Genomic DNA, 11,305 nt, shown 5'->3' with positions numbered 1-11,305 from the left:
ACCCTTATTTGCAGAGAATGTGGTTTCAAAATCGCCTTGTTTGCGGTTTGAAGCGTTTATGTTTGCAGTTCGCTACATATAGGCAGGCCCCAAAGATGTACCGCTAAATTTCTGATCATTCCAGGAATACGAAATGCCTTTACTTTTACCGTTGCGCGTTAGCCCGTGACGAACTTCTACACCCAACAGTTGCAATCGTTCCATCAATTGGGGCATGGTCGGTTTATCTACTGTGGCGCGGTCGATTAATTCAATTAGTTGGGTTTTGATTGGTTGTTGTGGCGGCGTGTTTCTCTCACCCTGCTCATACTCCAATTGTTCTCTCTCAAATCGTTGCTGTTGCCCTACGCTGGGGGCGCGGCTCAGTTTCTCTTTACTATTGAGGGTCTGCTGTAACCCATATTCTAGTTCTAGCTGGCGAATGATTTTTTCTGAGCGCACATACTCCCAGCTATCACGGGTAATCTTGCCGTCATCCAAACTGATTCTACTAGCACAAATGTGTATATGGTCGTGGTTGCGATCGCTGTGGCGGTAGATGGCATATTGGTTAGCTGTGTAACCCATTGCATTCATGTACTTGTCGGCAACCTCGCACCAAGTATCATTGTCTAGTTGTTCGCCTGGGCTTAGTGAAAGCGAAACATGATGAACTACTTTTTCTGCTTCTGGATTAAGTTGTCGAGACAGTCGGAATTCTCTGGCTAATTCTCTGGCATTTGTGCCAAACATATTGCCGCCAATTAAAGATGACTCCTCTTTGTTTTCAAGATAGTCAAGGAGTCCGCGAAAGCTTTTACCTTTGGTTTGGTTGCCAATCATTTTTACTCCCAGTCTTCCGGATCACTGTCGTCATCAATATCATCGTCATCAGTGATTTCAGTTTCGATTTGGGACAGTTCCCGACCAATTTGTTGTAAGAGTTTTTGTAGCTGTTTTAGTTGTTCTGGATCTGCGGGTGGTCGCAGTCCCATTTTAATAGCTGTGTTAGTAGCTCTAGTGAGTTGATTAATATTGCTGCCGATGCGGACTAATTCTCGGTAAGTAGCTAGGGTTATTTTGCTCAGTCGTTTGGGCAGTGGTTTTAGTAAAACACTGCGTCTAGTTAATTCAGCTATGCTTAGTCCCGCGTCTTGTGCTTTCAACTTAATCATCTCGTGTTCGATTGCGTTGACACGAGCCTCTAATGTTTTAGTACGAAGCAGGTTTTTTGACAGTTTGGGGCGCATAACTGTGGGATGTCTTAGAGGGGGTTTCCAAAGCGGGGACACTTCCCCCTTTGGCAAGCCTGTCGTCCGAGCGGAGCGAGGTTTGCCGTAGGCAAAAGGCACGGCTTGCTTCTAGCCCATTTTTGGGGTAAGCGAGGTGTCGTGTGCTACGGCTATACGGAGGGCACAGCAGGGGGCTAAAGGCAGGAATATAAAGGCGTAGCCGTGCTGCTGAATATCCTACAACTTACAGAAGGATATATCAACGGCGTAGCCGGAATTTGATAAAATCAAGCAGTCGGTAAATTCTGGTTCGGCGTAGCCGTAATAGAGGAGATAGAAACGGCGTAGCCGCTATATGAAAATTCTCTTCTTCAGCGTAGCTACCGCACAAAATAATAGTTCGGCGTAGCGGGAATATGAAAAGATAATTCAGCGTAGCTGTTTTAAGTAAAAGTCTCTGATTCAGCGTAGCTGTAATAGCCAGTTTTTTTAGCATTAGCTTGAATAAGACTACCAGCGAAGCTGCCACAGTAAAAAATAGTTTGGCGTAGCCGCAATAGTCAATTTTTTTGAGGATTTTGAATCAGATTTTTTCAAATAGCCGATAATTATCAGTTAATCAATATTCATGAGATAACCATGAGTGAACATCAGAATTCAGAAATAATTACGAAACAGAAGATTGATAAGGCCATTAATCTGCTGAAGGAGCAAAAGCCAAAAGAACGAGAAGATGTATCGGACAGAGAGGCCATCAGGAAAATGAGACGGTACATTGAAAAGCTGACCTCTGATAAGTATGGCTACAGTTATAATGAAGTGTCAGAGATGCTGAAAGGTCTGGGCATCAATTTGAGTGGCAGCAGAATCAAATATTTATTGGGCGAGTTGAAGAAAAGCAGCCGTCGCCGTCATCAAGCATCTGATAACGGCGATAGTAGTACGTCAGAGAATAGGACTACTGAAAATCAGCAAGCAGTTGTTGAAAGCAGCGAAGCTGAAGAAGCACCCGTAAACAATACGAAGAGCAAGAGCAAGAAACAACTAAAAGCAGCTGAGGCAGCAACATAGAAACAATGGCATCCTAGTTTTAGTCTTTAATCAGGTCAAGTTAGCCACATAATAGGAATCAATATGGGAGAAGCTCAAAGGCGTAAAAAGTTAGACCCCAATTGGGGTAAATCGGGAGGATTTAAAAAGTTAGACCCCAATTTGGGTAAATCCGAAGGATTTAAAAAGTCAGACCCCAATTTGGGTAAATCCGAGGGATTTAATCATCCCAACAAACCTAAAATCACCTACTTGACTGAATCACATCCCGATTATCAAACCGCCTCTGACATTAAAAATGCTCACTATGCTGGCAAAACTCGTGTTTACCTTGTTCGCTTAGATTATGACGATGGTGAGTATTTTATCGGCGCAGTCAACACATTCTTAGTCGGTACTCAAATTACAGTCAACGCCATCTGGACTCCGTACCCCAACAGCCAACGCACAGGTCTAGAAATTCTAGACAGTATCCGTCGAGATATTGGTTTAAAAGCTAGAGACGAAATGTTTCAGGCCGATGCTGTTCTGATCGACTTTGAATCTGACTGAACAACTTGGCCTAGATATAGCGAAGCTGTCACCAGGGGCAAGATAGACTGAAAACTCTTACTTGTCGGTGGAACCATAATACCGAGAATTTCTGACAGAGATGAACTGTAATTTGGAGTCATTCAGTAATGCTCTTGCGGTGCTTTGAAATGTTTTTCTCTTTTCAGTGTAAAATTAGACCACTAAGGAAATACTAATGATTAATTGCAAGGCTTTGTAATCTGTTAGATTCATGGTTAGGAAAAACTGGAACGTTATTTATATCAATAGAAATCCCGATAATCCAGATGACGGGTGGGGATGGGTAGAGGTCTTAACTGAAGACATCCAACGTTTCAGTATTCCATATCAACAACCTGTAGGAAGGTTTATAACAAGGCATAAGGAAGTCACAGTCACACAATATAAAGATTCTATTCCTTATACTGAGACTTGTATTAAAACATATATTGGCTACCTCAATGTCCCATCTAGAGGTAGGGTGGCTGGCAAGAAATTTACGCTCAATATCGGTGGAGAACTGATTCCTATCAAAGTTCAAAAGTCTTTAACTATTAATGCAGTGTCGGCATGGCTCAAGACTTGGACAAGTCCTGAGACGAAGATTGTTACTCCGGGTAATAGATTAATTTCACTTGATGGTGATAAGTTAGCTAAAACTGCTCATTTTGTTTACTTTATCCTCAACTCTGAGAGCAAAGCCATTAAAATAGGTCGAGCCAAAAATTTAGAACAGAGGATCAGATCGCTACAAACATCTAGCCCAGCCTATTTAAAGCTCATCAAGTCAGTACAGGTGGATGGGGCTGAAAAAGCGATTGAACTAGAGAAAGCATTACATCAGCAGTTTCAAGCAATCAGACTGGCTGGAGAGTGGTTTAAGGCTGAACCTTTATTAATTGAATACATCAGTCAGATTTGATGAGCTATTTTACCTTTCTGCCGTGCCATCAAGCCGCAACAGCGTAAATAAAATGTTGGGGTTAATGGGTCAATGACCATTGGTGTGTGTGGATTGTCCAGTAAAACTGTATATCTATTTAATTACCGTTAGTGGACGGAACGAAAAACAGGCATTTTGGGACGAATGTAGTCCTAACTATCACATTATTAAGCTTGTCTGCACTGGGAAATGGTACGAAAGTCGCAATTATTCCATGAGGCAACCCCTGCTGTAGGTAAAGGCTACAACTGGCGCAGTATTTTGATAGATTTACAGTTAAAGATTCCGGTTAAGCCTGGGCTGCATCCCTGGACAGCCAGTTTTTGAAGATTTCATCTCGCCCATCGTCAGCGTCAACCACACGATAAACTCGTTGGCGATCGCCCGTGCCATCACGACAGATGTATTTGAGTTTCAGCCCTATCTTCTTCAGCAATCGCCGTAAGATAACGATGGGGCTGTCATTGTCATTGAGGGTAATTCCCAAAACAGTTTTGACTTGCCACTTCACAGATAGGGCATTGTTAGCCATCTGTACTAGGTCGGCATCAGTCCCCCGGAATTCGCGGTCATCGGCGATGAAATTGGGGATGTTGAACAGTTCCAAGGCATGAATTACCAAACCCAGTTGACCGCCGTTAAAGTCTGGTAGCCAAGCACTCTTACAAGCAAGCATCTTTTCACCCAGTTTGCGATCGCGGTCAGCAACTTTCGCTCTGCCCAAGGTCAGGTAAAAATGCAGCCTCAGTTGTGGGTAATAACCTTGATCGTCTTTTTTGACGAGTTCCGAGGTAACGTCCACACCGTAACGCTGTTCTAGCTTATATTTGCGCTCAATGTGGCGTTCAGTTGTGGTTTTAGCTCGTTGTTGTTGCAGCGCCTCATATTTGGCAGCAGTCATCGTAGTTGTATCGGCAGCAGTGATATCCTGACATTCGCCGTTGTAAACTTCATTTGTTTGGGCGGTGATTTCGTTGTTTAACTTTTTGCGAATTTTGTTGTCATTGACATCGACAATGTTATGACCTTCGTTGCCTAATTCCTCTAGCACAGTGTCGCGGTAATGAATCATACCCGCATTGATGCGACAGGCCATTTTGCCAAAAACGTTTAAGGCAGTGCGGTTAATGTTGATTTCATCGCCGTCAATGATCAATGAAGCATTCTGTAGCAGCTTCAAGTTAGCTTGAAAGCGTTTATGCTCACAGGCTAACAGGGATTTGAGGTTAATTGCTCCGTTGCCGATTTTCCCAAGTCCATGAGGGGCTACCCAGAGATGACGCGGTATCGCCTCTCGGACACGGGCTAAGGCTTGGCGAGTGGCATTTTCTGGTGCTACTCCCCGGAAGCACCCCCAAACGCTGGTAAAATGCCCCCAAATGTCAATGCTGACTCCCGTGCCGATGGATGGGGAGGCCAGCACAATGTCATATTCCAGCAGCACTTTGTTTAATCTTGAGATGCAGTTGTAAGCTTCGTGTTGCGGGTCGGCAATCGTTTCGGAGTCAATACGAAGTATTTTGCGATCGGGAAATTGTTTCTTGAACCTCGCTTCTAAGACTTTGGTTCCCCATTTGGATTTAGCTTTTTGGCAATCAACGGCAATAAAGGGCTTACCCCCGGTTTTGATGTGGGCTTCCAGAGCAGCTAACCAATTAACCGGGGTAGTTTGTTTGTAGTGGTAGATGTTCCAGGGTTGACCCTTCCAGTTGTTGACCACCACCCAAGGGGTAACGTTGGTTTCTGCTAGACCCATAACCATTTCTGGTGATAAATCAGATAAGTCAGCATCAGCCAGGATAACTTTACCCCGTCCAGGGGCGAAGGCATTTTTGAATAACTGGGAAAGTTGGTTGAGGACTTCCACTCGATGCTTCTTAACTTCAGTGTTGGCAGAGAGCAAATGCCAGATCACCTGCTCGGATTCGTCAATGATTACTAGGGGTTCTTTCCAGTAAAGGGCGTTAAATCTGGCTTGACCGTTGGGGTGTAAACTGTCTACACACAGCGCAAAACCAAGTAAAATCCCGGTTTCGCTGTTTCTGACTTCGGTAATGTAGGGGATGCCTACCCGATCCGCGATCGCTTGGGCTAACTGTACCCTGTGCGATAAGAGGATAACGGGTTGACCGTTAGCGATCGCCTCAGCAACGATCGCGGCAAATGACTCGGTTTTACCAGAACCTTTAACGGATTTGAGTAAAATCAGTTTAGCGGTTTCCGGGATGGTCAATGCTCCCAGGTAACGCTGATTGAGAACGAGTGCCGCCTCAATTGAGAGTCGGCTGTACTCTTTGACCTGCCATTTTTCTTTTGTCAGTGCTAGTTTTATAATTTCATCAGTAACAGCTGGCCCCCTAGCGGCAATTAAGTCATCAATGCCTTTTTCAGGGTAACTCCACTGTGTCACTAGGACTTGACAGCCACACTTCGTTAACAGTTTCGCGGTTTGGCTAATGGCAATATTCACCCGTTGAACTGTTTCTGGCTTGGTGTCGTGGTCAAAGCAGATGATGAATTTACGTCCAAGGGTGGCGAAGTGTTGCAACTCTGGAATTAGGTGTAAATTACCTGTGGGCTGTCCAAATTCATCTTTGGGATTGCGGTAGCCACTGTTTATCCCAGGAAGGGCGATCGCTGCATAGCCTAAAGTAAGCAATGCCCCTGCTTTTTTAGCACCCTCACAAATCACAACTGAGATGTTGTACTTCCATACCCAATGCCAGAAGCCTAATGCCCTATCTTCATCGCTAATGGTCAAGTCATATCGTGCGGCCACACTCTCCCAGATGTGATCTGGTACTGCCAGGAAGAATGCCCGTGTTGGCACTCTTAGGGGATGTTCATACTTGATGAATTTAAGAACTTTGTTCAGGTCGCGCCTGGGGTGGTCGGGTTTCATGCCGCCCCACATCATGGGGCTATAATCGTTAAGCGGGTCAACGCCACTGCACCACCAGTTAAGTCCTTCGATGTGGCGATACTTCTTCAATACCCCGTCTCTGAGTCGTCCATCGTTACGGCGGGGGACGTTTTGACCATAAAACAGGTAATCGTAGGCGGCAGTGCCCGATACGGAAATCACGTTTAGCGCAATAATTCCAGGGTCAACAGCACTGGCTAACCATTCATTCCAGTGGTGCGCTTCTATGTCAGAGGGACGGGATATGATCTCGTACCTCTGTGTAACTTCAATTTTTTGAAGTTCACAGTTACTATTTTTCACAGCTTTTCCCTCAAATACGTTGTTTTTCAGTATCTGGAGGGGGTTATCGCGCTGCTACACCTTATATCTACGAGATTTACTATTTTGCTTGTTTAGAATTTTTTTGGTCAAAAATTTTGATAAATTTCTATGCAAAATTTCGCAGTGAAAATATAGAAATTTCCACAGCAGCCCATATAATATGAGTAAGCAGCGCGGATTAAATCTCAGTTTGCCAAGCAGTGGTGGTCAAGCTTCCACACTTTTAGCCACTTTTTGGAAGGTTTGAGATAAGTTCCCGCTCCTGAAAGCTTATAAAATTGAACTTTTGCTACTGGACAAAGCGTTTAACTATTTACGCTTTGTCTTTTTGCTTTTTCGTTTCCTTGTACTCACCTCCGTATCTCATTTAATTAAACAATAGCTAGATCATACAAAACTTCTGTTTGTCTGAAATTTAGCAAGGCTCTAATTTCCCTAGAAATTACTTAATAAAAGTTGATACTGTTGTTATTCCGGTTTTTGCTAAGTTGCTCATTGTGTTTTCTCCTGCTTTTTCTCCCTAGCGGCAATAGCTTCTTGACATAGCACGACAACCATTTGACTTACTGTTCTAGTTTCATCAGTGGCCAATCCTGCAACTTGCTCATAAACTTCTACCGGGAAAGTTACATTTACTCTTTTACCTTTATACTTTGGCATTTATTAGATAGCTTTAGGCACTATTAGTATCAAATTACCTTATTTAATGTGCCTAAAGTATAAGCAAAAGTAGTTTCTAGTAGTGCCTACTACTATCTAATAGATGCTATATTAGCATTGTGAGCCAAAAAACGCCACTCAACAAAGGCAACAGAAGCCAGAAAGTGATGCTTTGGCTTGCCCCCAACTGGATATGTGGATTTAAAGCGATAAGCGCCTCTAAATTCTCCAAAGCCAGAAAAATCAAGACTTTTACCAATCATCGGAACCATGACAACCGTATATTCCAATGCCAAAAATTGGCTAGTTCAGGCAGACTTGTTAGCCAAATCCGGGCTAACTGACCTCACAGGAGGTAAAGACGCAGGAGCAGGGTATGGGAAGGCAATCATCGGTGATTTTTCGATCATGATGCCAGCCGCATACTCACTTGTTCGCAATCGCAATATTATGCACCACGAAACCATCTCAAAAGATGGCTGCTGGCTGCGTTATGTAGAAGGAACGCGGCTTGACTTAAAAGATGTTCAATTCTTCTGGGGCAGTGCTGCTATAGCGCAAAGTGACCATACCCTGTTACACGAGGACAAAGCAAAGAAAGCAGAACTGGCATTAGAAAGCATCCTTGCAGACTTAGCCGTTCTGAATATTCCCGATGGGGTCAAGCTAGAAATTAGTTTGAGCAACCATAACCCCGAACGCTGGGCGACTGAGATTAAGCGCAGAGTTGAAGGGACTCACACCTTTGAACATTTGCACCCACTTACTCGTTCCATTGTCACCAAGACAGTTGAGATTGTTGTTACAGGCATTTACCCCGAAGGATTTGGAAGCATTGCCCACTGCTTATTCGGTGAAGCGTCCCTGGTGCTTGACCCCTCAGAATTAGCGATCGCACTCGATATCGGTTCATCCACTTGGTTGATTACCGTGTTCAACGGTAGCGGTGCAGTCATAGACCGTCACCTGATTGAGGGTGGAGCCGGTGAACTCCACTCGATGATTGCAGAAGCGCTCGACAAGCGAAACGACCGAGTAAGCCTGCTGTCCAAGGATGTGAAGCACTCGCCCAGCTTGGTGAACCAAGGGATTATTGAAGCCACTTTCACATACGGCGGCAACCACCTTACAGGCAAGAAGTTCGAGGCAGAGTACAGCCAGTGTCTAGATGAGTGGTGGAGTAACAGGATTGAGAAATTCGCCAATTTCGTGACTGCTGGCAATTACCTTGATAGAGCAAAATACCTTGTCGCCTGGGGTGGTGGTGTTTCTCTACCAGTGGTGGATCAGAACTTAGCCGGTTTAGGCTTTGTGGTCTTGAATAATCCCCAATTCATCAATGCTTTGGGGTTGAAGCTATTAACTCAAATTGCAAGAGGAGCCTAATCAATGAATTACGAATCTCGGCGTATAACCATCTCCTACCTAGCAGTAATTGAATTGTGCAAGATTTTTGATTTACCCCAAGATGCACCGACACAAGCACTTTCAGCAGGTGTAGAGAAGCTGATTTTTCAACACGGTAATGTCCAAACATCACCCAAAGTTGAAACCGCAACATCTACACAGCCCAATAAATCGGCACTTAGCGCAATGGTCACTAATTTTAAAGGGGCAGCATGAGCAGAACCACATTCAGAAACACGGTTTTAGGCATTGGAGCAACAGCAGCAGCGTTAGCCCTTGGCTACTTCGGAGTGCAGTACTTCGGTAAAAACAATATGTTCACCATCGCCGCAGCCGTGGGAGGTGCAGGGGCCATCAGCTATGTACTTCAGAAACCGAGTCAGCCAGAAGCGCCAACCACACCAATCAAAACCCAAAGGAGAAGAAACAAGTCATGAGTGACCAAGACACCCAAAAGACACAGCCAAGCCTAACGACCACCGAAATCATGACCATCATCCTCGGTTGCGAACAGACTTTAAGGTTTGTGCAAGCATCTCCCAATTACCAGCAAATTGAAGCCTCCGAGCGGTTCAGCACATCGAATGACTTAAAGATGGGCGATGCAGTGCAAGCCTTGATGGAGATTCACGAAGCGATTCTAAATATCGAGTTTTATTCACAAGTTGAGGGACAAACTTATGCTTTCAACGACAGCCTTACAGCGTAACCACCTCTACGAATTTCGCGGTCAACAACTGCGCTACAGCCATCAGTCTAATTGTCGAGTCAATGCCCCTTTCATATTCAATGACTCTAAGGGCAAACGAAAAGAATTAAGCCAAAACCAAGTGCAGAGGGAGGTTTTTGAACTTGTTGAGTTTTGTGAGAACTGATAATGAAGCGATTGCCCCGACCGACCAAAGTAAGTGCAATCGCCTCAGCCGAAAGTGCATCAAGTACACATCGTTACAAGGATTCTAACAAATGACACTTGATTACAAAAATCCCAACGATTGGGGACGCTCACCTCTGACCGACTCCGCCCTGAGAAAGCAGCAATTCAAAGCAGAAAATCCTGAAGAATGGGCTGCAATGATTGAGGCAGATATTGAGGCACTCTCCACACCAATATTCGAGAGTGAAGATTACCCACCCTTCACTGGGACGGAATTTCTAGCAACTCATGAAACCATTGATGACCATCCATACTCTGCTGCATTTGGTCAATTCTTAGGCAATGGGATTGACGCGGACATTGCAAATATCTTGGCGTTTGGCTCTAACAGATTTGATTTAATTTCTGATGATTTTGACGACTCAGTAAGGCAATTAGCAACGAGAATTTATAACCGATTTGAAGACATGGGCTATTGGGATGAAGTGCCAGAATCGGACGATGATATCAACTACGACTTAATACCTTATTAGGAGAATAACGCAATGGACTTTGCAATACGTAATCCGGTAGTTGGTCATAGTTCCCACATTGATGAAAAAGCGCAATCCTGGGGAGGATTTGAGTCTGATATTCTGGGCTATCTTTCGGATATAAACAAGCTAGAGCAGTTTGCGGATTATGCGAATAACGCCCAAGAATTATCTGACCGATTAGAGCCTTTTTTAGACAACGCCAAGGTCGTCTTTGAGGCGATGGAGAAGCTAACAAAAGGTCAAGTAACTTGGACAGAACTTCGTAAACAATACGGTTCCCATGTTGCGGGTGCTATCGCCAAAATTCGCAAACTAAACTCCGAGTTTGATTCGGAGATGAGTAAAATAGATGCCCAAGATAGAGCAGACCTCCTGCGAATTGACCAAAAACGTAAGCACGGACTAGCCGAAGTTGCAGCCCAATTACACCATGATTTACAAACAGAATTGTGGCGGCATGAAAACAAGGTAAGCGGCATCGAAAATAGACAGACTGTACAAGCCGAAAGGCAAGCAATTACTACGGGATTAAGAGAGAAACGCCAACAACTTTTAGCCCGTGCGAGGTTTGGCTCAAGAGCATTAGAACCAAATCAAACACCCCAGGAAGTGATACCAGTTACTAGCCAAAATCATGCACCAGCATCTAGTGTTTCAGCAACAGGAACAGTTCGCGGTTGGGGTGCAATGTTGGGTAACTTGTGGCAGAAGTTAGGCGATAGATAACTATTAGTTGAAAGGACACAGGCTGATGCTAGTAAGGAAACGAAATGAAGATCCTCATAGCGTCAGCCCTTTTTTGCATGAAGGGCTGGCACAAAC

Annotated in this window: 16 protein-coding genes; 10 read left to right on the top strand and 6 right to left on the bottom strand. The window is 44.4% G+C overall.

The features are described from left to right. Positions 1 to 72: 72 nt before the first annotated feature. The 3 genes from GNF10_RS30935 to GNF10_RS30925 all read right to left on the bottom strand — a co-directional run bounded on the left by GNF10_RS30935 (position 73) and on the right by GNF10_RS30925 (position 1,707). Positions 73 to 822 carry a relaxase/mobilization nuclease domain-containing protein gene (locus tag GNF10_RS30935; protein ID WP_185582099.1) on the bottom strand — a complete coding sequence of 250 codons (750 nt, stop codon included), beginning with the start codon at positions 820 to 822 and terminating at the stop codon, positions 73 to 75. 2 nt (positions 823 to 824) lie between these two features. Continuing rightward, on the bottom strand, positions 825 to 1,331 hold the full coding sequence (mobC, locus tag GNF10_RS30930; protein WP_311774242.1) for a plasmid mobilization relaxosome protein MobC: 507 nt from the start codon (positions 1,329 to 1,331) through the stop codon (positions 825 to 827). Between the two features lie 139 nt (positions 1,332 to 1,470). Beyond that, on the bottom strand, positions 1,471 to 1,707 hold the full coding sequence (locus tag GNF10_RS30925) for a hypothetical protein (RefSeq protein ID WP_185582098.1): 237 nt from the start codon (positions 1,705 to 1,707) through the stop codon (positions 1,471 to 1,473). Between the two features lie 143 nt (positions 1,708 to 1,850). Between GNF10_RS30925 and GNF10_RS30920 the strand changes: the two genes are divergently transcribed. The 3 genes from GNF10_RS30920 to GNF10_RS30910 all read left to right on the top strand — a co-directional run bounded on the left by GNF10_RS30920 (position 1,851) and on the right by GNF10_RS30910 (position 3,735). Further along, positions 1,851 to 2,282: a hypothetical protein gene (locus GNF10_RS30920; RefSeq protein WP_185582097.1), complete on the top strand. Its 432-nt coding sequence runs from the start codon at positions 1,851 to 1,853 to the stop codon at positions 2,280 to 2,282. A 63-nt stretch (positions 2,283 to 2,345) separates the two neighbouring features. Then, the gene (locus tag GNF10_RS30915; protein ID WP_185593162.1) at positions 2,346 to 2,813 is read left to right on the top strand and encodes a hypothetical protein; all 468 of its coding nucleotides are present in this window, start codon (positions 2,346 to 2,348) and stop codon (positions 2,811 to 2,813) included. 232 nt (positions 2,814 to 3,045) lie between these two features. Further along, a complete protein-coding gene (locus GNF10_RS30910) occupies positions 3,046 to 3,735 on the top strand; it encodes a GIY-YIG nuclease family protein (protein ID WP_185587925.1) in 690 nt (229 codons plus the stop codon). Between the two features lie 310 nt (positions 3,736 to 4,045). Here the strand turns inward: GNF10_RS30910 and GNF10_RS30905 are convergent, their stop codons facing one another. The 3 genes from GNF10_RS30905 to GNF10_RS30895 all read right to left on the bottom strand — a co-directional run bounded on the left by GNF10_RS30905 (position 4,046) and on the right by GNF10_RS30895 (position 7,935). Then, positions 4,046 to 6,982: a plasmid replication protein, CyRepA1 family gene (locus tag GNF10_RS30905; RefSeq protein WP_311774241.1), complete on the bottom strand. Its 2,937-nt coding sequence runs from the start codon at positions 6,980 to 6,982 to the stop codon at positions 4,046 to 4,048. Between the two features lie 513 nt (positions 6,983 to 7,495). Further along, on the bottom strand, positions 7,496 to 7,663 hold the full coding sequence (locus GNF10_RS30900; RefSeq protein WP_163932603.1) for a hypothetical protein: 168 nt from the start codon (positions 7,661 to 7,663) through the stop codon (positions 7,496 to 7,498). A gap of 92 nt (positions 7,664 to 7,755) precedes the next feature. After that, on the bottom strand, positions 7,756 to 7,935 hold the full coding sequence (locus GNF10_RS30895) for a hypothetical protein (protein ID WP_163932606.1): 180 nt from the start codon (positions 7,933 to 7,935) through the stop codon (positions 7,756 to 7,758). Here GNF10_RS30895 and GNF10_RS30890 point away from each other — a divergent pair. The 7 genes from GNF10_RS30890 to GNF10_RS30860 all read left to right on the top strand — a co-directional run bounded on the left by GNF10_RS30890 (position 7,934) and on the right by GNF10_RS30860 (position 11,209). Further along, entirely contained in the window at positions 7,934 to 9,049 is a 1,116-nt protein-coding gene (locus GNF10_RS30890; RefSeq protein WP_185583628.1) for a ParM/StbA family protein, read from the top strand. The two genes, GNF10_RS30895 and GNF10_RS30890, sit on opposite strands and share 2 nt — an antisense overlap. A 3-nt stretch (positions 9,050 to 9,052) precedes the next feature. Continuing rightward, positions 9,053 to 9,286, top strand: a complete 234-nt coding sequence (locus GNF10_RS30885; RefSeq protein WP_185583626.1) for a hypothetical protein — start codon at positions 9,053 to 9,055, stop codon at positions 9,284 to 9,286. Then, positions 9,283 to 9,507 carry a hypothetical protein gene (locus GNF10_RS30880; protein WP_185583624.1) on the top strand — a complete coding sequence of 75 codons (225 nt, stop codon included), beginning with the start codon at positions 9,283 to 9,285 and terminating at the stop codon, positions 9,505 to 9,507. Before GNF10_RS30885 ends, GNF10_RS30880 begins: the two co-directional genes overlap by 4 nt. Then, positions 9,504 to 9,779, top strand: coding sequence for a hypothetical protein (locus GNF10_RS30875; protein WP_012412837.1), 276 nt, complete (start codon positions 9,504 to 9,506; stop codon positions 9,777 to 9,779). Before GNF10_RS30880 ends, GNF10_RS30875 begins: the two co-directional genes overlap by 4 nt. Beyond that, on the top strand, positions 9,751 to 9,945 hold the full coding sequence (locus GNF10_RS30870) for a hypothetical protein (RefSeq protein ID WP_185583622.1): 195 nt from the start codon (positions 9,751 to 9,753) through the stop codon (positions 9,943 to 9,945). The genes GNF10_RS30875 and GNF10_RS30870 overlap by 29 nt, the downstream gene beginning before the upstream one ends. Positions 9,946 to 10,036: 91 nt before the next feature. Then, the gene (locus GNF10_RS30865; protein WP_185583620.1) at positions 10,037 to 10,480 is read left to right on the top strand and encodes a hypothetical protein; all 444 of its coding nucleotides are present in this window, start codon (positions 10,037 to 10,039) and stop codon (positions 10,478 to 10,480) included. Between the two features lie 12 nt (positions 10,481 to 10,492). Next, positions 10,493 to 11,209, top strand: coding sequence for a hypothetical protein (locus tag GNF10_RS30860; protein ID WP_185583618.1), 717 nt, complete (start codon positions 10,493 to 10,495; stop codon positions 11,207 to 11,209). Positions 11,210 to 11,305 lie beyond the last annotated feature (96 nt).

Source organism: Nostoc sp. UCD121, assembly GCF_014222285.1.
In the GTDB taxonomy this organism is placed as follows: domain Bacteria; phylum Cyanobacteriota; class Cyanobacteriia; order Cyanobacteriales; family Nostocaceae; genus Nostoc.
Note: the sequence above shows the minus strand (reverse complement) of the source record. Positions and strands in the feature narration are given on the sequence as shown.